Origin of the sequence: Actinoplanes sp. CA-142083, from assembly GCF_050942195.1 — a bacterium.
GTDB lineage: Bacteria > Actinomycetota > Actinomycetes > Mycobacteriales > Micromonosporaceae > Actinoplanes.
This window is the reverse complement of the sequence record NZ_CP192076.1, coordinates 3514840-3535219: the sequence shown is the minus strand read 5'-3', so window position 1 is coordinate 3535219 and position 20380 is coordinate 3514840. Positions and strand designations below refer to the sequence as shown.

The window sequence follows — 20380 nt, the reverse complement described above, 5'->3', positions numbered from 1 at the left end:
GCGTCACTCCCGCCCGGGTTAGTCTGACCAATGATGGTGGTGACGGGGGAAGCACAGCGCGAGGCCTGGCTGCGGCGCGTGCTGCCCCCGGTCGAGCAGCCCCGGCCCGATCTGTGGTCGATCCCGGTGCCGATCCCCGGAAATCCGATGCGGTACACGTTGTCCTACGCGTTTGTCGCGGACGGTGGCATCCTGCTGGTCGACCCCGGGTGGGACAGCGCCGACGGCCGGCGGATCCTCGCGGAGGGCCTGGCCGCGGCCGGCGCCACCCCGGCCGACGTTGCCGGCATCGTGCTCACCCACATCCACCCCGACCATCACGGCATGACCGGCTGGCTTCGCGAGGTCTCCGGCGCGTGGATCGGCATGCACCCGCTGGAGGCCGCCAACCTGCCCGGCCGCGCCTGGAAGGACCGCCGCCACCCCGGCATCGACCCGGGCTGGCTCCGCCACCAGGGGGTGCCGGAGGAGGAGCTCGCCGGGCTGAGCGTGGCGGCCGATCGCGTCGAGGCGCTGCTCGCGATGGCCGAGCCGGACCGGCTGATCGAGGACGGGGACCTGCTGCCGTTCCCGGGCCGGGCGGTGCGCGCGGTCTGGACGCCCGGCCACACCCCGGGCCACCTGTGCCTGCACGACGCCGGCGCGGGCGTGCTGCTGACCGGCGATCACGTGCTCCCCCGCATCACCCCGAACATCGCGGTGCTGCCCACCTCGGCGGGCGACCCGCTCGGGGCGTACGTGTCATCTCTGCGGAAAACGGCCGCGTTCGACGCCGACGAAGCTCTCCCCGCGCACGAGTGGCGATTCCGCGGCCTGAAAGGCCGCACCGACGACATCATCGCGCATCACGAGAAACGCGACGCCGAGATCATGCGAGCGGTGGACCTGCTCGACGAGCCCACCGCCTGGCACATCGCCGCGTCTTTGACCTGGTCGCGCGGCTGGGACGCGCTGCACGGGCTGCTGCGCCGGATGGCGCTGGCCGAGACCCTCGCCCACCTTTGGCACCTCACGGAAATCGGAATGGTCGCGCCTACTCACGGTGACCCCGCGTTGTGGCTAAGGTCGAGCAATGTCCATCGATGACCGTCTCACCACACTCGACGCGCTCTGGTCGGTCTGGGCCGGGACCGGCAAGGGGCTGACCGAAGCCGACTGGCGGCGGCCCACCCGGCTCGACGGCTGGGACCTGCGGGCCCTCTGGGCGCACTCGGCCGGATGGCCGTTCGGATTCTCGATACTCGTCGGCCGCGTCACCGACGCGCCGGCCACCCACGACACCGCGGCGGCGCTGCTCGCCGAGTTCAACGTCCCGGACGGGATCGCCAACACGACGCGTGACCGGGTCGCCGATTCCGGGCGCGAGGACGCCGAGAAGTACACGGTCGAGCAGCTGGTCGACCAGTTCGCCACGACCGGGCCGCACGCGATCGCCGAGGCGCGGGAGCTCGGGGACGTGTCGATCGACTACTTCGGCCGGGCGGTGCTGCCGCTCGGCGAGGCGGTCAGCATCGGCATCCTGGAGGCGACCGTCCACCTGCTCGACGTGCAGCGGGCGCTCGGCCACGAACCGGACGTGCCGGCGGTGGGGCTCGCCCACACCGCGGAGGTGATCGCGCACATCGCGCCGCCGGTGGAGTTCATCGAGGCCGCGACCGGACGGGCATCGACCGACCTCTTCCCCGTCATGTCCTGAGGCCGCTACATGTAGGCGTGCCCGTGCCGCCAGTAGCCGACAAAATCGAGGTGCGCCTTGGCGAACCCACGCTCCTCGACGAGATGCCGCCGCGCGCCCGTGGCCAGCTGCGACTCCCCGATCAGGTAGCCGTAGCCGATTCCCTCGGGCAGCGCGGCCTCGCGCAGCGCCGCGAGCGCCAGGCGCCCCGGAACGTCGTGGCCCGCTGCCGCCTCGTCGCGGGCGAGCCACCGCAGCTCCACGCCGGGCGGCACCTCGATGTCCTGCACATCCGCGTCGGTCGGGACCTCCACGATGGCCACGCCTTTCGCCTGCGGCGGCAGCGACGCGCAGATCCCCGCGACGGCCGGAAGCCCGGTCTCGTCCGCCACCAGCAGCATCCAATCGTGCGGGTGGCGCGGGTTGTAGCCGACACCCTGGTCGAGCAGCCCGACCTGGTCACCCACTTCCGCGCCGAGCGCGAAACCCGTCGCGGGACCGCAGCTGCCGTCGGCGCCGGCATGGATCACAAAATCAACATCCATCTCGTACGGGTCGGCCCGGAACGCCCGCACGGTGTAGTTCCGGACGTGTGGCCGCTTCGGCTTCGGCGTGGCGAGATACTGGGCGTACCAGAGGCTCGAGGTGCGAGTCGGCAGACGCAGCGACTCCTGCCCGTCGCGCGGCAGGAACAACCGGAACCACTGGTCGAAGCCCTGCGGCGTGAACTGGGCCAGCCCTTCTCCCCCGAGCGTGACCCGCACGACGCTCGGCGAGACCTGCGCCCGCCCGGTCACCTCGAGCAGCAGAACATGCGGATCGATCGGCTTCCGCAGCCGCAGGCGAGACTCACTCATGTTAGGGGAGGCTAACCTAATCACCCGCTCGACGGAACAGGCGGTGGCCATAGCCCTGGCCCGATGTTTTGATGAGTGCCGAGGGGTCCCGTCGAAGGCAGGAGTTCAGCTCGATGTCCGAGGCCGCTGAGCGCGCGATCGCCGAGGCCGTCCGAGCGGGCGAGAAAGCAGTGCGCCTGACCGGGATGCAACTGACCGAACTACCACCATCGATCACCCGGATCGACGGCCTCCAAGATTTGAATTTCGGCGGCAACCAGATCAGCGAAGTTCCCGAGTGGATCGGGCGGATCGACACTCTGGAAAGCATCAACGGGTCAGGGAACAGCCTGTCGAGGCTGCCCGAATCCCTCGGCAACCTCAAGCGTGTGCGAACGCTCAAGTTCTCGCGCAACAAACTCGCCGAACTTCCCCAGTCGATCGGGGAGATCCATTCGCTCGCTGTCCTCTCGGCCGACAACAACGAGCTCACCACATTGCCGGAATCCCTGTCGAACCTACGTCGCCTGACCGAGGTCTACGTTTCCAGAAACCGGCTGGCCACACTCCCCGATCTGCGCGCCTCGACCGCGCTCGAAAACCTCACGATCGACCACAACCACCTCACCGCGGTCCCCGGATGGCTGGGCGAAATGCCTAAGTTGTGCCGCCTCGACCTGAGCAACGTCGGCATCGATGCGCTGCCGGAGTTCCTGGCCGGCCAGCGCGTCCTCAGGATGTTGTACGCCGCCGGCAATCGCATCGAGACATTGCCCGGATGGCTGTTCGATTGCACGGAGTTGAGACTTCTCAGCCTGGAGGACAATCAGATCTCGGCAATTCCGGAGTCGATCGGAGAATTCACCCACCTGGAAAAACTCCATCTGGACCGCAATCGAATCGCCTCCTTGCCGGAATCGATCGGCAAGCTCACCAAGTTGACCCACCTGAGTGTGGCGGGGAACAAGCTCACCAGACTGCCGGACGCATTGCGCGAGATTCCCCGGCTCGCCACCTTCGACGTCTCGAACAACTTGGTCGAAGAATTCCCCGAGTGCTTGAGCTCGCGTCAGAAGGTCATCGACCTGGGCGGGAACCACATTCGTGAGCTTCCGGCGTCGGTCCGCGACCTGTCGCTCGAAGGGCTGCGCCTGGACGGCAACCCCTTGCAGCCGGAGATCGTGGAGGCCTACAAGGAGGGCGCGAACGAACTGTCCAACCTGCTCGGCCTGCTCCACGACGAAGGCACCGTCCTGCGCGAGGCCAAGCTGGTCCTGATCGGCGAGGGCGAGGCCGGCAAGAGCAGCCTGCTCGCCGCCATGCGCGAGGAGGAGTTCGTCGACCGCCGATCCACCACGCACGGCATCGAGATCAAACCGGTCCTGGTGGACCGGCCGGACGGCACGCTCACGCTCAACACGTGGGACTTCGGCGGACAGCCCGACTACCGCCCGACTCACCAGCTCTTCTTCACCGCACCGGCCGTCTACGTCGTCGTCTGGAGTCCGCGCCGGGGACCCGAGGTCAGCTTCGTCGACTACTGGATCGATCTCATCCGGAACCGCGCCGGCGAGGATGTCCGCATCCACGTCGTAGCGACCCACGCCGACAGCGGCCAGCGGGGCGCCTGGATCGACGAGGCCAACCTGCGCCGGCGCTTCGGCCGCGTCATCGCCGGCTTCCATCACGTCGACAGCCGTACCGGCACCGGCATACCCGCCCTGCTGACCGCGCTCGCCGACAGCGCCGCGTATCTTCCCCATACCAAGCGCCACTATCCCCGTAGCTGGATCGAGGTTCGCCGGGCCGTGGCCAGGAGCGGCACGACCTACCTCGCCTACGCCGACTACGCCCGCCTGGCCGCCGGCCACGGCCTCTCTCCCCTCAGCGCCCGCTCCCTCGCTTCGAGCTGCAGCGCGCTGGGCCACTGGATCTTCTACAGCGACGACACCGACCTCAGCGGCATTGTCATCTTCAAGGCCGACTGGCTCAGCACGGCGATCAGCTACGTCCTGGACGATGCCGCGACGAGGGGGTCCGGCGGCCTCCTCGCCCACCGCCGTCTTGCCACCATCTGGCACGACAGCAAGCGGCCCGTACGATATCCGCCCGCTCTTCACCCGGTCTTCCTGCATCTCATGGAGAAGTTCCAGATCTCCTACCGCATCGCCACGGAGTCACCCGTCGACGAGCCCACCAGCCTCGTCGCTCAGCTGGTCGGCGGCGTACAGCCCGACCTCGAATGCTGGTACGGCTACGGCGAAGGCCTGCACCAGCAGAGCCAGGTCTGCCAGATCGTCGACCAGGACGGCGAGCCGGCCACTCCGACCGGCCTCATCTTCAACCTGATCGTCCGGCTGCACCGGTATTCGCTGGGCCGCTTCGAGCACTCCCGCAGCCGCCACTGGCAGACAGGTCTGGTGCTGGACAACGACATCCACGGCCGCGCACTGCTGACCATGGATCGCAACATGCTCACCATCACGGTCCGGGCCGCCTATCCGCAGTATCTGCTGCACCGGCTGACCGAGGCGGTCCGCGAGCACATCGCCGACTTCTGGCCCGGCCTCGCCGTACGCGTGCTCGTGCCCTGCGGCCCGCGATGCGGAACCAACCGGCCCGGCTCGGGCCTGTACAACCTCGAGACGCTGATCGCCACGAAACGCGAGGGCTACCCGAAGAGCCCCTGCCCGCGCTGCCAGTCCTTCCAAGAGATCGACGAGCTGCTGTCCACCGTGGTGGTGCTGGCCAACGAGCGGGACCAGCGGATCGCCGACGCGGTGGAGGCTCTGATCGGCCCCCGCTTCGCCGAGGTGCTCGACGTGGTGAACGCTCAGGCGCGTGAGGTGACCGAGACGGTGGAGCGCAGCTCCCGGCAGACCCTGGACATCGTCCGATCCATGGGTGTCGAGACGCAGCGGGCCGTCAGTCAGGTCGAGGACCGCTACCGGGAACTCGTCTCCGCGCTCGACGACGAGTCCCGCGACGGCCCCACGCTCTTCACCGTCGAGTTCCTCGACGCGAGCCTGCTGCGGCCGGGCTGGACGCACCGCCGGCTGCGGGTGACGTTGTGGTGCGAGCACTCCCGGCTTCCGGTCAACGCGCTCTTCGGCGCCGATTCGACCCTGGGCGTCTACGACCTCAGCCTGCCCCGCGACTGGGTAGTCGCCGCCGCTCCGATGATCAAGGCCATGTCCGTCGTGTTGCGGGCCTTGCTGCCGGTCGCCGTCGGCGCGGTCGATCTGGGGGTTCCCGACACGGCGGCCTGGCGGACGGCGCTCGGCGAACAGCTGAAGAACATGGGCGACGGGCTAGAGGCCGTCACCGACGGCGCCGACATTCTCTACGCCCGGGACGGTTTTGGACCTCAGAGCGTCGACACCATCGGGGCTCAGGGCCCGGTTCGGCTCGACAGCGGGCTGCTGCGCGTCCTGCGAGACCGTCTGGGCAAGGTCGACCCCGGCTTCGGCGGTCTGGTCCGCTTTCGCGTCGACAGCCGCTACCGCTGGGTGCATCCGCGCTTCCGGTCCGCCTACGAGGGCACCGTTCCGGTCATTCCCGCGGCCGGCGAGTAGGCGGCGCTTCAGGAAAACCACGATCATCCCGTACGCGATGAGCACCGGAACGTCGACGGCGACCAGTTGCCATGGCATGTCCGCCGCGGTCTCGTCCGTGCTCAGGTCGCCGAAGGCGGCCAGCAGCACGGTGCCGAGCAGGTTGTTGGCCACGTGCAGCGCGATCGCCGCCTCGAGGCCGCCGGTCCACACGGTGAGCCAGCCCGCGACGACCCCGAACACGACGAGGTCGGCGAAGCCCCAGGGCGTGCCCCAGCCGTGCAGTGCCGCGAAGACGAGGGCCTGCACCGCGATCGGCAGCCACGGCCGTTTGAAGTAGGCGCCGATCGCCTGCATCAGCCAGCCCCGGATGACGTACTCCTCGGCCGCCGCCTGCACCGGCACCACGTGCACGGCCACCAGCGCCGACACCAGGAAAGTCGGCCAGCCCACCAGGCTCTCGCCGCCATCGGCGGACGAGGACTCGGCGGGCAGGAACGCGGACGCCCCCAGCAGGATCCCCACCGCGACCACCGCGACGCCGAAGCAGGCCATCATCCACGGCCACCGCAGCCGTCCGGTCACCGAGGAGAGCGTCCCGGCCGGGCGGCCCTGGATCCAGCGCGCCGCCGCGAACGTGGGCGGCAGCAGCGCGGCGACGGCGAGGAACGTCAGCGCCAGGTCGGGGAGCGGACCGAGGGTCGGCAGCCCGTCGGCGTCGAGGGGCCGGCCGGCGAGGACGGCGACGATCGCCGCGACGACGATCAGGCCGATCGCGAGGGCCAGCCCGCCCGCGACGATGAACAGCGTGCCGAGCACCGATTTCCACCAGCGGAGCTGCGGCGTGCGCGCCAGGCGGTGGTACTCGGTGATCGGCATGCCTCAAAGTGTCGCGGCCGGGGGCAACACCGCCTCGCTTGCGGCCCGGAGGAAGGCGCGGACCAGCGAGGTCTCGCCGGCGCTGCGCCACACCGGCGCGTACTCCAGGGTCGGCGTGTCGGCGAGGGGCAGGAAGACGACGTCGTGGGGCTGCCGGGCGGCGGCCGTGAAGGCCCCGATCGGCGAGACGACGCTGCCGCCGCCGATGGCCGTCAAGGCCTCGGCGAGGGTGTCCACCGGAGTTCCGGACCGGATCGGCCGCCCCGCCGGCGTGACGGCCGGGGTGTGGGCCCGCCACATGTAGTCCGGAATGGGGCCGTCCGGCTGGACCACCGGGTAGTCGCCGAGGTCCTCCATCACGACCCGGTCGCGGCCGGCCAGCGGGTGGTCGGGCGCGACCGCCAGCACCAGCGGTTCGGTGAACAGCACCGGGCCGACGACCAGGTCGGGCTCGCGGACCGGCAGCCAGAGCACGGCGATGTCGACCCGTCCGGCGCGCAGCCCGGCGAACGGGTCGGTCGGGACAACCTCGCGCATGCGCAGCTCGCATCCCGGGTGCCGCTGCCGGAACAGGTCGAGGACGGCCGCGATCTCGCGCGACTGGTTGTCGTACGTGCCGACGGTCAGGGTGCCGGTCTCGCCGCGGGCGGCCGCGGTGGCCTCCGCGATGCCGGCCATGATCTCGCCGTAACCGGCGGCGAGCCGGTCGCGGAGCCGCTCGCCGAGCGGGGTGAGGCGCACGTTACGGCTGGTCCGCTCGAACAGGGCGCCGCCGATCCGGCGTTCCTGCTGCTTGATCGACTGGCTGACCCTCGCCTGGGAGACCCGCAGGCGCTCGGCCGTACGCCCGAAATGCAGCTCCTCGGCCAGCGCGAGAAAGATCTCGATGTCGCGTAGCTCCACCTGGCCGTTTCTCCCATCGATAACCGGAGGCTTATCCGGCGGTTCAATCTTTCACATTGTTCACCACCGATCACTCAGGTGATCGTGATGCCATGAGCGAACCCATGATCAAGATGGTCGCGGAGCGGTGGCAGGCCGTGGCCGCAGGGGGGACCGTCGCCGGGGTGGCCGGCGTGCGGCCGGTGCCCGCGCTCATGAGTCCGGGCGCCGCGGAGCTGAGCCTGCACGTCGAGCCGGAGTGGCGGCGCCGCGGGATCGGCTCCCGGCTGCTGACCGCGGTCCGGGAGCAGTCGACCGGTCTCGGCCTGCTCGCGGGCGTCGCCGAGGGCTCGCCGGGCGAGGCGTTCTGCCGGCGGCACGGCTTCCGCCACACCCGGTCGCAGCGCCACGACCTGCTCACCTACTGCGACGTCCACCAGGCCTGGCTGGGTGAGCTGGTCGACGCCGAGCATCCCGGCTACCGCCTGACCCACTGGACCGGCGACCTGAACGGCACGCCCCGCGTCGACGAGCTGTGGCGGACCCCGAGCCGCCCGGGCCGGGCATTGCTGACCGCCGCGGACGCGGACGGTGACCTGGCGGCCTACGCCGTGGCGGTGGTCGGCGCGCTCGCCGAGCCCCGCGCCCGCCAGTACGGGCCGGCCGTGCTGCCCGGCCATCGCGGCCGGCGGCTCGGCCTCTGGGTCAACGCCGGCCTCATCCAGCGGCTGCGGGAGGTCCATCCGCACGTCACCGAGATCGAGGCCGCCACGGCCGAGGACGACCACCAGTTGCTCGCCGCCCGCGAGCATTTCGGCTTCCGCCCGGTCGGGCGCACGCACCTCTACGAGCTCTGGAACGAGTCGTGAACAGCACCCGGATCTGGCTGCTCGCCGCCGGGGCGCTGTTCCTCCGCGCGCGGGAGCGTTCACTTCCCATCCATTGCAACGCCAATACCTCTCGCCGTTGCGTTAAATTCAGAGCCGTTGCAATGAAATCATGGCTTTTACCTGCGATTATCTGTTCCATACGCAACAGGCGTGTTGCCAGCTCTGTGAACGCAACGTAGCGTTTCCCATGTCAGAAACACCAGCACAAGGAGCCCACGATGCAGAAGTTCGACACCCCTTCCCCGATCTCCGCCGTTCTCGACATCCCCGCCGGGCGCGTCCGGTTCGTCGCCACCGAGCGGGCCGACACCACCGTCGACATCCGGCCCCTGGACGCCTCGAAGGGCCGCGACACGAAGGCGGCCGAGCAGACCACCGTCGAGTACGCCGACGGCGTCCTGCGGATCCGGACCGCCGAGCCCAAGAACCAGCTCCTCGGCCCCTCGGGGTCCCTCGAGGTCACCGTCGAGCTGCCCGCCGGCTCGCGGGTCGAGGGCAAGGCCGCCGCCTCCGAGCTGCGCGGCGTCGGCCGCCTCGGCGAGGTCGCCTTCGACGGCGCGTACCGCGAGATCAAGATCGACGAGGCCGCAAGCCTGCGCCTGACCGCGATCGACGGCGACGTCGAGGTCGGCCGGGTGGGCGGGGCCTCCGAGATCAGCACCGCCCGCGGCGACATCCGGATCGCCGAGGCCGCCGCCGGCCGGGTCGTCCTGACCACGCAGTCCGGCGACATCTCGGTCGCCGCCGCCCCCGGCGTCTCCGCCGCCCTGGACGCCGGCACCGGTTACGGCCGCGTCAGCAACTCCCTGAAGAACGACGGCGCCAACGAGCTCGACATCCGCGCCACCACCGCCCACGGCGACATCACCGCCCGCAGCCTCTAAGGAGCACATCCCTCATGACCACCCTGGCCATCTCGGCGAACGGTCTGCGCAAGTCGTACGGCGACAAGGTCGTGCTCGACGGCGTCGACCTGGCCGTGCCCGAAGGAACGATCTTCTCCCTGCTCGGCCCGAACGGCGCCGGCAAGACCACCGCCGTCAAGATCCTCTCCACGCTCATCTCCAAGGACGCCGGCGACGTCCGCGTAGGCGGCCACGACCCGGCCACCGAAGCGCAGGCGGTCCGCGCCGCCATCGGCGTCACCGGCCAGTTCTCCGCGGTCGACGGCCTGATCACCGGTGAGGAGAACATGCTGCTCATGGCGGACCTGCACCACCTGCCCCGCGGCGAGGGCCGGCGCGTCATCGCCGGACTGCTCAAGCGCTTCGACCTGGTCGAGGCCGCGAGCAAGCCCGCGTCCACCTACTCCGGCGGCATGAAGCGCCGCCTCGACATCGCGATGACCCTGGTCGGCAGCCCCCGGATCATCTTCCTCGACGAGCCGACCACGGGTCTCGACCCGCGCAGCCGGCACAACATGTGGCAGATCATCCGCGAGCTCGTCGCCGACGGCGTGACCGTCTTCCTCACCACGCAGTACCTGGAGGAGGCCGACGAGCTCGCCGACCGGATCGCCGTGCTCCACGACGGCAAGATCGCCGCCGAGGGCACCGCCGGCGAGCTGAAGCGGCTCGTCCCGGGCGGCCACGTCCGGCTCCGCTTCAACGACCCGGTCGCCTACCAGTCGGCGTTGCTCGCGCTGGTCGACGCCACCGGCGACGACGAGTCGCTGTCGATGCAGATCTCCAGCGGCGGCAGCCAGCAGGAGCTGCGCACCGTCCTCGACCGCCTCGACTCCGCCGGCGTGCTGGCCGACGAACTGACCGTGCACACCCCCGACCTCGACGACGTCTTCTTCGCACTCACCCAGCCCATGGAGGCCCTCCGATGAGCACCATCGCCCTCGCCTACCGCGACTCGTCCACGATGCTGCGCCGCAATCTCCTGCACGCGCGGCGGTACCCGTCGCTCACCCTGAACCTGCTGCTCACCCCGATCATGTTGCTGTTGCTCTTCGTCTTCATCTTCGGGGACACGTTGAGCGCGGGCATCGACGGCGGTCCACCCGACCGCGCCAAGTACATCGCTTATCTGGTGCCGGGCCTGCTGCTGATGACCATCGGCAGCACCGTGATCGGGACCGCGGTGTCGGTCTCCAACGACATGACCGAGGGCATCATCGCCCGCTTCCGCACCATGGCCATCCACCGGGGCTCGGTGCTCGTCGGGCACGTCGTCGGCAGTGTCCTCCAGTCGGTCCTGAGCGTGGTGCTCGTCGGCGCGGTCGGGGTGGCCATCGGCTTCCGGTCGACGGACGCCACGGTGCTGGACTGGCTGGGCGCGTTCGGTCTGCTGGTCCTGTTCGCCCTGGCCCTGACCTGGATCGCGGTCGGCATGGGCCTGGTGAGCCCGACCGCGGAGGCGGCCAGCAACAACGCGATGCCGCTGATCCTGCTGCCGCTGCTGTCCAGCGCGTTCGTCCCGGTCGACTCGATGCCCGGCTGGTTCCAGCCGATCGCCGAGTACCAGCCGTTCACGCCGGCCATCGAGACCCTCCGGGGCCTGCTGCTCGGCACCCCGATCGGCCACAACGGCTGGCTCGCCATCGCCTGGTGCGTCGGGCTCACCGTGCTCGGCTACTTCTGGGCCACCTCGAAGTTCAACAACGACCCCAAGTAACCGGGAACGCTCCGCCGGCCCGGGCCGTTAACGGCCCGGGCCGAGCGCGCGCCTACTTCACCGCGCCCCCGGTGATGCCGGAGATCACCCGCCGCTGGGCGACCGTGAAGACCACCACCAGCGGCAGGCTCATCACGATCACGTACGCGAAGATCAGGTGCCAGTTGTTGAGGTAGAGCCCCGCGCTCGCCACCCGGAACAGGTTGAGCGGCAGGGTGTCCAGCCGGCCGCCCACCACGAAGAAGGCGTAGAACACGTCGTTCCAGACGTACAGGCAGATCAGGATCGTGGCGGTCGCCAGCACCGGGCGCAGCAACGGCAGCACGACCCGGCGGAAGACGAGCAGCGGGCCGGCGCCGTCGATCTGCGCGGCTTCTTCGAGCGCGACCGGGATCGTGCGGACGAAGCCGGTGACGAAGAAGATCACCGTGGACAGGTAGATGCCGAGGTAGACGCAGATCATCCCGATCACCGTGCCGGCCAGGCCGAGCTGCCGCAGCAGAAGCACCACGGTGACGACGGCCGGCGGCAGGATGATGCCGCTGATTCCCAGCGCGTAGAGCATCGCGGTGAGCCGCGACCCGCGGCGGGCCAGCACCCAGGCCGCCATCGATCCGAGGATCAGCACCAGGACGACGGTCGGCGCGACGATCAGCACGCTGCCGAGGAAAGCGGCCGGCACGTCCGCTTCCGTCCACACCGTGCGCAGGTTGTCGAGCAGCTGCCAGTGCGAGGGCAGCGAAAGGTCGGGGTCGACCGCCTCCCCCTGCGACTTCCCGGCGGTCACCACGACGAGCCACAGCGGGACGCCGATGAGAACCGCCGTTAACAACAGGGCGGCGACGGGCTGAAGGCGCCTCACAGGATCTCCTCCCGCTTGCGCAACACGTAGATGACCGGGAACGCGAGCAGCGCCACCATCAGGAACAGCACCAGGCTCATCGTGGTGGCCTGGGCGAACAGGCCCTGGCCGAAGGTCCGGTAGATGAAGATGTTGAGGATCTCGGTGGTCCGCGCCGGGCCGCCGCCGGTGGTCGCCTGCACGATGTCGAAGCCGTTCATCGAGCCGAGCAGCGCGGTGGCGACGTTGAAGGTGATCGCCGGCGCGAGCAGCGGCACCCGGATGCGCCAGAACGACCGCCAGCGCGAGGCGCCGTCGATCGAGGCCGCCTCCACCAGGTCGAGCGGGATGGTCTTGAGCCCGGCCAGGTAGATCAGCATGGACAGGCCCATCCACTTCCAGGAGTGGATCAGCGAGACGACCAGCAGGGTCCACGTGGTGTCGGCGAGCAGGCCGGTCGGCTTGAGCAGGGCCTGGAAGATGTAGCCGACCGCCAGCGCCGACATGAGCACCGGCAGCAGGAAGAACGTGCGCGAAATCCGATTGACCACCGTGTCCCGCTCGAGCAGCACCGCCAGGCCGAAGCCGAAGACGTTCTGGAAAACGGCCACTAACAACGCGTACTCGAGGGTGATCCGCAACGAGCGCCAGAGCGTGCCGTCCGCGGCCAGCGAGGTGAAGTTGTCGAAACCGACCGGGTTGATCGCGCTCTTGAAACTGGACCAGTCGGTGAACGCGTACACGAAGTTGAAGACCGTCGGCAGCACGAAGAACACAACCAGGACGGCGTACGCGGGAATCAGGAACCACAACGGGTGCGTGACCCGGCCGATGGGTTTCCCCGCGCGGCGCGGCGGCATCGCCGGCCGCGCGGGGGCCCGGGAGACGGTTGCGGTGGCCATCAGAAGCCCGTGGCTCCGGCGGCCTTGGCGAGCTGGGCGAACTGGTCCTGGGTGGCCTTGGCGACCTGGTCCGGCTTCATGGTCCCGGCGATCATGTCGGCCAGGTTGATGTAGAGGTCGGGGTTGGCGACGGCGAGCGCCTGCATCGAGCCGACCGAGTTGCCGAGCGACGCGTGCACGTCGAGCAGCGCCTGCGGCACGCCCGGCGGGTTGGCGACGCTCGTCTCCAGCGAAACGGTCTTCCGGTCGGTCACGAAATCCGAATAACCAGGACCCATCCAGTACGCGAGGAGCTGGCGCGCTGCCGCTTCGCGTTTCGCGTCCCCGGTCTTGAAGGCGACCAGCGCGTTGGACTGGTCCGGGATGAACGTCCCCACGTTGCCGGTCGGCGAGATGGGGAAGAAGCCGATCTTCTTGTCCAGCGTGGCGGTGTCGGCCTTCGCCTGCAGCTGCCCGAAAAACGAATTAACTTGGACGACCATGGCGGCCTTGCCGTCGAGCAGCGCGGCGCCCTGGTCCTCGAACTTGGCCGTCTTGATGTCCTTGTTGAACAGTCCCTCGCCGATCAGCCCCTGGTACTTCTTGATGGCGTCGAGGACGGTCGGGTCGGTGAACTTCTCCGAGCCGTTGTTGATCCGGTCCCACAGGCCGCTCTTGGCCGCGTCGGCGAGCTGCACCTGCACCCACCACTGGGTGGCCCACCGGTCGGCGCCCATCTCGTAGAACGGGGTGACGCCCTTGCCCTTGAGCTGCCGGGCGAGTGTGATCATGTCGTCGAAGCTCTTGGGCGTCGCGGTGATCCCGTTGGCCGCGAAGACTTCCTTGTTGTAGTAGACGCCCTCCACGGCCGGGCTGGTCACCAGCGCCGCGTAGCGGGTGTCGCCGAGAAGCCCGGTGATGTCGCGCAGTTTCGGATCCAGCGAGGAAAGCCACGGCGCGCCGGTCAGCGGCTGCAGATTCGTTTTCGCGTTGATGGCGGTGAGCATCGAGGCGGTCGGCTGCCAGAAGGCGAGGTCCGGCTTGTCGCCGGTCGCCACTTTGGTCTGCACACCTTGCTCGTACGGGTCGGGCACGGTGACGACCTGCACGGTCGCGCCGGTCGCCTGCTGGAAACCCTCGATAACTTTCGCCGGCACGGTGTTGCTGTTCTGCGCGGCCCAGATGGTGAGCTTGACCCCGTCGAGCTTGGCGGCCGGGTCGGCCCACGCGGTGTCGCCGCCGGTGGAGGTGGTCGTGGCGCCGGGGTCGCTGCAGGCGGTTACGCCGATGAGGAGGGTCAGGCCGGCAAGGGCGCCGAGTATGCGTTTCATAGCGATCCTTCGTTCGGGTGGAGGCGGAACAGCCGGGCGGAGAAGGGTTCGTCGCCGGGCGCGGTGACGGTGAGCCCGCCCGCCGACCACTCGGTGGTCCAGGCGGGCAACTCGCGGGGGTAGAGCACGTCGGCCGTGACGCGCTGGGAGAGCGGAAGGGTGACACTGCGGGCGGCGCCGGGACGGCGCCACATCGCCAGGTAGGTGACCCCGGGCGCGCGCAGAGCGATTGCCAGCCAGGCGTCGTTCCACGCGGGCAGGCCGAGGGGCCAGGTGGGTGCCGCGGTCGCGATTTCCGCGCGGATTTTCCGGTACGCGTCGACGCCGTCACCCACGAGCCGCCGCTGCCCGCCGCTCATGGAATCGAGCCGCCCGGAGAGGTAGAGCCGCCCGGCAAGGCCGGTGACCATCGCGTACGCGATCTGCTCGTCGCTCATCTCGGGTTGCGGGTAGGCCCAGCTGGCGGCCTGCTCGGGCAGCACCGAGAGCGGCGCGGCCACCGCGATCGGCGGATAGAGCCGCCAGTCCTGCTGGTCGCTGGTGGACTGCAGCTGCATCCGGCTGAGTAGCGCGTAGTCGGCCCGCATCCCGCCGGACGCGCAATTCTCCAGGATCAGCCCCGGATGCCGGTCGTGCAGGCCGTCGAGCCAGGCCAGCTGGGCCCGGTTGTGGCCGAGCAGCCCCGCGCCGACGCTGTCCGCGTCCCGGTCGGTGCCGGCGCCCGGGTCGATGTTGTAGTCCAGCTTGAGATAACCGACCCCGAGCTCCTCGACGAGCCGGTCGACGACCTCGTCGAGGTGCGCGACCGCCGCCGGGTGCCGCAGATCCAGGTGATAGCGGCCGTGCTCGACCAGCCGCACCCCGCCGCGCTGCAGGAAAGCCTCGGCGGGCAGCTTGTCCCGCATCGGGCTGCGCACCCCGATCACCTCGGGCTCCAGCCACAGCCCGGCCACCATGCCGCGCCCGCGGATCCGGGCGATGACCTCCTCGATGCCGCGCGGGAACCGGGTCTGCGACGGCTGCCATTCGCCGACGCTGTCCCACCACGCGGTGCTGTTGTCGTACCAGCCGGCGTCCACGCAGAACACTTCGGCGCCGCTCTCGGCCGCCGCGTCGATCAGCGGCAGCAGCTTGGCGGTGGTCGGGTCGCCCATCAGCGTGTTCATGTAGTCGTTGAAGACGACCGGGAGCTCGGCCCGGTCGAGGTGCGGCCGGGTCAGCTCGCGGCGGTGGGCGGTCAGCTCGGCGACGGCGCCCTCGAGGCCGTCCGGCGAAACGGCGAGCGAGACCGGCACCGTGGTGAAGGACTCCCCCGGCGCGAGCCATTGCTGCCATTGATGGTCGATGTCGGTGGGTCCGAGCAGCGCCAGGTAGGCGCCGGCGAGCCGCTCGCCGGTCTCCCACCGCCACGGGCCGTTGTGCTCGACCTGCCAGAGCCAGGCGTCACCGCGGCGCCGGTAGTGGTGGTCTACCGGTTCCTGCGGCTCTGCCTGGTGGATCTCGATCAGGCCGCCGACCGGCAGGTGCGAGCCGGTCGACCAGGTGCCGGTGCTGACGTGCGCGAACCGGCCGCGGCCGGACTGCCCGTGCAGAGCCAGGCCGAGGTCGGGGACGAGGCCGTCGCGCAGCGCCCGCCTCGTCCACCGCCCCTCGCCCAGCCACTCGCTCTCGCCGGAGAGCAGGTCGAGGTCGTCGATCGGGTTGTGCTCGAGGCCGAGGGCGAGTGAGGTGACGCCGAGCAGCAGGATCGGCTCGGCGCCCTCGTTCGTCAGGGTCGTGGTGGCCTGGCAGGCGGCGACCCCGGCCGCCGACCGGAGGGTCACCCGGGCGGCGAGGCCGCTGACCGGGTCGCGCTGGTCGAGCCGAAGCTCGTGCCAGGCGCCGTCGCGGCTCTCCGCGTGGCCTGTGTAGCGCAGGCCGCGCCCGATGGCCGTGTCGGAGAAGCGTTGCGAGACGTGCGCCCGGCCGAAGCCGGCCGCGAGCACCTCGACGAGCGGCTGCGGGTGCCCCTCCGATGCAGGTACATGTTGACGTGTTGATGCCGTCAATGTTGATGCAGTCAATGCATCAACATGTCTGTCAACATGACCGTCAACGTGCGCGCCGGCGAGGAACGACACGGCCGCGGGCCCGTCGTCCGGCGTCGCGATGACGAGCCGGAAGGCGCGATGTCCCCAGGTGACCCTCACTGCACAACTCCCCGTGGTGTGCTCAGCCGACCGGCGCGGCGATCTGGATGCGGTCGATGTTCGGCGCGTAACCGCTGGATGCGTTGCCGAACGTGATGGTGTTGGCGCCGGCGGCCAGGTCCACGTCGACCACCCGGGTCCAGTAGTTGGACCAGCCCAGCGTGTTGCGGAAGTAGACCCGCTTGCCGTTGATCTCGGCGTACCGGTCGACAATGTTGCTGTTGTAGTTGGTCGCCCCGTCGCCGAGCTCGCCGTTCGCGTAGCTCACGACCAGGCGGTAGCGGCCCGCCGCCGGGACGCTGATCCCGTTGAAGCGCACCGTGTTCGCGCTTCCGGCGCCCACCCACCCGACGTATTTGCCGCCCGAGGCAGCCGCGTCGTTGACGACGACGGCGGTCCCGCTCAGCGTGGTGCCGGTCTCGGCCTCGTATGCCGTGACTGTTCCGCTGGTCGCCGCGACATCCAGGTAGTCCAGGTTGACGGCGTCGCGGTCGTCGCTCGCGTATGCGTTGTACTCGACGCGACTGATGCCGGCCGGTAGGTAGACCTTGGTGGTGGCGGTCTTCCACGTGTTCCAGTCGGCGGTACCGGGCAGCGCGACCGTCGTCAGGTCGCTGCCGTTGAGCCGCACCCGGATCGAGCGGTCCGCCGGCGCGCCGGTGTAGGGCCCGGCCGAGTAGCGGATCCCGAGGTTGTAGTAGCCGTCCGACGGCACCGAGACGACGAACTTCGTGCTCGCGGTGGTGCTCGCGCCGTAACCCTCGACGAAATAGGTGCTCACGATTTTCGCGGTGCCGCCGATGGCGGCATATTCCGCCTCGTAGCGGCGGGCGGGAGCGACGTCACCGTTGGGCGTGACGACGATCTGGTACGCCGATTGGCCCTTGAGCCCGGTCAGCGGGACCGTGACCTGCCCGCCCGAGGCGGTGAAGTCGCCCTCCTTGACCACGTACGGCCCGGCCGACGGGTTGAGCCCGGAAGTGTCGACGCCCCACACCGTCGCGTGCACGGTCGTCCCCAGGTAGGACGGGATGCCCTTCACCACGACGTTGGTGTCGTAGGTGCCCGACGCCGGGTTGTTGCCGCCGAAGATCACCCGGGCCTGTTTCTTGCCGGCGTCGACGGCGGCCAGCCCTTGCAGCGAGCCGCTCGGCGGCGTCACGGCGACCGTGTTGCCGGTCAGCTCGCCGTACCACTTGTAGAGCCACCACCCGCCGGTCGCCTGGTTGTTGCGGGTGACCAGGTCGTTGAGGCCGCCCGCCGTGGTCCAGTAAGCGAGGCAGCCGTCCACCTTGCTCGCCTCGAACCTCGCGACGAACTGGACGAGGTTGCCGGGGACGCCGAGGTCGCCGGACGAGCGGCCGTACTCGTTGATGGTGATCGGCCGCGCGCTGATGCCGAGGCTCGACTCGATCGCGCGGTAGTCGTTGTAGTGGCTCTGCCAGCTGGTGAAGAAGTCGTTGCCGAGCTCGTGCCAGGTCATCACGTCGGGGAGAACGCCGTTGGCCTTGGCGTACGTGAGAAAGGCGCGCAGATCGGCCGAGCGGTAGGAGGCGAAGTTGGGCCCGGCGATCCGGGCGGTGGAGTCGATCGAGCGGATCTTCTGGAACACGGTTCTCCAGTCCGCCTCCAGGCCGGCGAGGTTGCCGGAGTACCAGATCCCGTCGGGCTCGTTGAACGGGACGTAGACGTACGAGCTTCGGTACGGGTCGGCGACCACCTTGCGGGTGATCGTGTCCACCTTGGCGAGGTAGTCGGCGATTCCGAGGTTCTCGTACGGCCACTGCTTGTAGACGTCCTGCATGTAGATCTGGATGTCGCGGCCGCCGGTGCGCTTGAACATCGGGGCGATCTTGAGGGCGTCGCCGTTGGGGTGCTGCAGCCCGTCCGGGGCCTTCTGGGCGGTCACCTGCGGTTTCAGGGCCGCCAGCATGGTCTCGTCGGGGACGCCCTCGTCGCCGAGCCCGTACAGGAAGCCCGTCGCGCCGTAGCGCAGCGCGCCCGTGCTCGTCGCCAGGTCCACGGTGAGCGTCGACGCCGCCGCGCTCGCCGGGGTGGCGATCGTGGTGGCCGCCAGCGCGATCACGCCGATCATGGCTGCTCTTCTCGATCTCATGGCCCTCCCTTTGGCCGATGTGACCGGTCACATTGTCGGTCATGAGTGTGACCGGTCACACGCCACGACGGGAAGAGGCCGTTACCGGTTTGTTACCTGGGTGATGCGGTCGACTCGCGGATCACCAGGCGCGGGGGCTCGGGCGCCGACTCCGGCTCCCCCGCCAGCGCCGCCACGCACTGCCGGCCCAGCGCCCCGAAATCCATCCGCACCGTGGTCAGCGCGGGCGTCCAGTAGGCCGCCCCCGGCACGTCGTCGAAGCCCACGATGCTCACGTCGCCCGGCACATCCCGGCCCGCCTCGTGCAGCGCGCGCCGCACGGCGAGGGCGGTGTCGTCGTTGCCGCAGAGGATCGCCGTGACACTCCGGTCGGCTGCGAGCCGCTGCCCCGCGAGGTAGGCCGAGCGGTAGTCCCAGCCGGCCGGCAGCACCGCCGGCACCGCGCGCCCCGCCGCCTCGAGCGCCTCCCGCCAGCCCGCGCCCCGGGCGCTCGCCCCCGCCTCCGAGGGGATCGCGACGTGATGGACCGTGCGGTGCCCCAGATCGAGCAGGTGCCGCGTCGCGTCCGCCGCCGCCTGCCGCTCGTCGAGGAAGATCATGCGGCAGCCCGCCCCCGCCAGCCCACCGGCCTCGGTCGCCGCCACCACCGGCACGTCCGCCGGCAGCTCCCGCAGCACTCCCGCGCCGGCCGGGTCGAAGGCCACCACCACGAGGCTGCCCGCGGTCGGGTCGCTCACGTACTCCACGGCCTGCCGCACGTCCGCCGCCGAGTCCGATTCCACGACGCGTACGCCCACCGCCAGCCCCAGCAGCCGCCCGGCCTCCTCGACGCCTTGCAGCACACTCGCGTACCCGTAAAGCGTGGTGTTGGCCGTGACGACGGTGACCGCCCGCGCCCGGCCCAGCCCCAGAGCCCGCGCCGCCCGGTTCGGCCGGTACTGCAGGCGCTCCATCACCTCGACCACCAGCCGGCGGGTCTCCGGCCGCACGTTGGGCGAGTCGTTGATGACCCGCGACACGGTCTGGTGCGAGACTCCCGCCGCGGCGGCGACATCCCGGATGCGGGGCGAACTCTCCCCGTGCCGATCTCTAGCGGTCAAGGCAGGCAGGCTTTCGTCGAGGCCGGAACGACACGAGCGTACGCGCAGGACCGCCGCCGCCCCGGTTCAGTAACCCGGCTCGCCGCCGGCGGCCAGCCGGGCGGCCGCCTCGGCCGGGGTGTCGTCGTACCCGGGCCGGGCGATCAGCGCCGACTGGAAGAAGTAGCCCTCGGCGTCGTCGGGATCGTCGTCCGCCGCGAACGGCCGCCAAAGCGCCAGGTACGACTCCCGGGCGGTGAAGCCGTCATCGTCCTCGTTCGGCGCGATCGCCACGTGGCGCCGGAGCCGCTGCACCACCTCGAGCGCGGGCGCCCCGAACACGTCCACGTCCCGGAAGCGCACCACGTCCCGCTCGTGCGGACGCCACACCTCGATCGCGTTGACCCGATCGAGTGTGGCGCCGACGCCGAACCCCACGCTGAGCCCGAGCCCGCTGCCGAGGTGCAGCGAGAGCTCGCCCCGGCCGGCCGGCGAGGGCACCCCGAGCGTCTCCAGCGCCGCCCGGGCCTCCGCCGCCGTCATCCCCAGCCGGAGCGGACCGGCGCCGCGCGGCGGATCAAGCACGATCTCCACGCACCGGACCG

16 protein-coding genes and 1 pseudogene are annotated in these 20380 nt (G+C 70.1%); 7 read left to right on the top strand and 10 right to left on the bottom strand.

Annotated elements, in window-relative coordinates:
• Positions 1–33: 33 nt before the first annotated feature.
• Positions 34–1086 carry an MBL fold metallo-hydrolase gene (locus ACQPZX_RS16150; RefSeq protein WP_433380906.1) on the top strand — a complete coding sequence of 351 codons (1053 nt, stop codon included), beginning with the start codon at positions 34–36 and terminating at the stop codon, positions 1084–1086.
• Complete coding sequence (locus ACQPZX_RS16145) at positions 1073–1696, top strand: maleylpyruvate isomerase N-terminal domain-containing protein (RefSeq protein ID WP_433380903.1); 624 nt, start codon at positions 1073–1075, stop codon at positions 1694–1696. Before ACQPZX_RS16150 ends, ACQPZX_RS16145 begins: the two co-directional genes overlap by 14 nt.
• A 5-nt stretch (positions 1697–1701) precedes the next feature.
• Here the strand turns inward: ACQPZX_RS16145 and ACQPZX_RS16140 are convergent, their stop codons facing one another.
• Positions 1702–2532 carry a siderophore-interacting protein gene (locus ACQPZX_RS16140; protein WP_433380900.1) on the bottom strand — a complete coding sequence of 277 codons (831 nt, stop codon included), beginning with the start codon at positions 2530–2532 and terminating at the stop codon, positions 1702–1704.
• 71 nt (positions 2533–2603) lie between these two features.
• Between ACQPZX_RS16140 and ACQPZX_RS16135 the strand changes: the two are divergent.
• A pseudogene (locus ACQPZX_RS16135) lies at positions 2604–4877 on the top strand (leucine-rich repeat domain-containing protein); the annotation flags it as partial.
• Between the two features lie 945 nt (positions 4878–5822).
• Here the strand turns inward: ACQPZX_RS16135 and ACQPZX_RS16130 are convergent.
• Together ACQPZX_RS16130 and ACQPZX_RS16125 are read right to left on the bottom strand one after the other, a co-directional pair.
• A complete protein-coding gene (locus tag ACQPZX_RS16130; protein WP_433380897.1) occupies positions 5823–6944 on the bottom strand; it encodes a lysostaphin resistance A-like protein in 1122 nt (373 codons plus the stop codon).
• Positions 6945–6947: 3 nt separating this feature from the next.
• On the bottom strand, positions 6948–7847 hold the full coding sequence (locus tag ACQPZX_RS16125; RefSeq protein WP_433380894.1) for a LysR substrate-binding domain-containing protein: 900 nt from the start codon (positions 7845–7847) through the stop codon (positions 6948–6950).
• 92 nt (positions 7848–7939) lie between these two features.
• On the opposite strand from ACQPZX_RS16125, the gene ACQPZX_RS16120 reads away from it, so the two are divergent.
• The 4 genes from ACQPZX_RS16120 to ACQPZX_RS16105 all read left to right on the top strand — a co-directional run bounded on the left by ACQPZX_RS16120 (position 7940) and on the right by ACQPZX_RS16105 (position 11338).
• Positions 7940–8695: an N-acetyltransferase family protein gene (locus ACQPZX_RS16120; protein WP_433380891.1), complete on the top strand. Its 756-nt coding sequence runs from the start codon at positions 7940–7942 to the stop codon at positions 8693–8695.
• A gap of 239 nt (positions 8696–8934) precedes the next feature.
• Complete coding sequence (locus ACQPZX_RS16115) at positions 8935–9600, top strand: DUF4097 family beta strand repeat-containing protein (protein ID WP_433380888.1); 666 nt, start codon at positions 8935–8937, stop codon at positions 9598–9600.
• A gap of 14 nt (positions 9601–9614) precedes the next feature.
• Positions 9615–10550, top strand: coding sequence for an ATP-binding cassette domain-containing protein (locus tag ACQPZX_RS16110; RefSeq protein WP_433380885.1), 936 nt, complete (start codon positions 9615–9617; stop codon positions 10548–10550).
• A complete protein-coding gene (locus tag ACQPZX_RS16105; protein WP_433380882.1) occupies positions 10547–11338 on the top strand; it encodes an ABC transporter permease in 792 nt (263 codons plus the stop codon). Before ACQPZX_RS16110 ends, ACQPZX_RS16105 begins: the two co-directional genes overlap by 4 nt.
• Before the next feature lie 52 nt (positions 11339–11390).
• Here ACQPZX_RS16105 and ACQPZX_RS16100 read toward each other — a convergent pair whose 3' ends face one another.
• The 7 genes from ACQPZX_RS16100 to ACQPZX_RS16070 form a co-directional block, all read right to left on the bottom strand.
• Positions 11391–12200, bottom strand: a complete 810-nt coding sequence (locus tag ACQPZX_RS16100) for a carbohydrate ABC transporter permease (protein WP_433380879.1) — start codon at positions 12198–12200, stop codon at positions 11391–11393.
• Positions 12197–13081: a carbohydrate ABC transporter permease gene (locus ACQPZX_RS16095; protein ID WP_433380876.1), complete on the bottom strand. Its 885-nt coding sequence runs from the start codon at positions 13079–13081 to the stop codon at positions 12197–12199. The genes ACQPZX_RS16100 and ACQPZX_RS16095 overlap by 4 nt, the downstream gene beginning before the upstream one ends.
• A complete protein-coding gene (locus tag ACQPZX_RS16090; protein WP_433380873.1) occupies positions 13081–14391 on the bottom strand; it encodes an ABC transporter substrate-binding protein in 1311 nt (436 codons plus the stop codon). The genes ACQPZX_RS16095 and ACQPZX_RS16090 overlap by 1 nt, the downstream gene beginning before the upstream one ends.
• On the bottom strand, positions 14388–16376 hold the full coding sequence (locus ACQPZX_RS16085) for a glycoside hydrolase family 36 protein (RefSeq protein ID WP_433380870.1): 1989 nt from the start codon (positions 16374–16376) through the stop codon (positions 14388–14390). Before ACQPZX_RS16085 ends, ACQPZX_RS16090 begins: the two co-directional genes overlap by 4 nt.
• Positions 16377–16602: 226 nt before the next feature.
• Positions 16603–18696 carry a carbohydrate-binding protein gene (locus ACQPZX_RS16080; RefSeq protein ID WP_433380867.1) on the bottom strand — a complete coding sequence of 698 codons (2094 nt, stop codon included), beginning with the start codon at positions 18694–18696 and terminating at the stop codon, positions 16603–16605.
• Between the two features lie 92 nt (positions 18697–18788).
• Positions 18789–19796, bottom strand: coding sequence for a LacI family DNA-binding transcriptional regulator (locus tag ACQPZX_RS16075; RefSeq protein WP_433380864.1), 1008 nt, complete (start codon positions 19794–19796; stop codon positions 18789–18791).
• Positions 19797–19862: 66 nt separating this feature from the next.
• Positions 19863–20369: a hypothetical protein gene (locus ACQPZX_RS16070; RefSeq protein ID WP_433380862.1), complete on the bottom strand. Its 507-nt coding sequence runs from the start codon at positions 20367–20369 to the stop codon at positions 19863–19865.
• Positions 20370–20380: the final 11 nt, after the last annotated feature.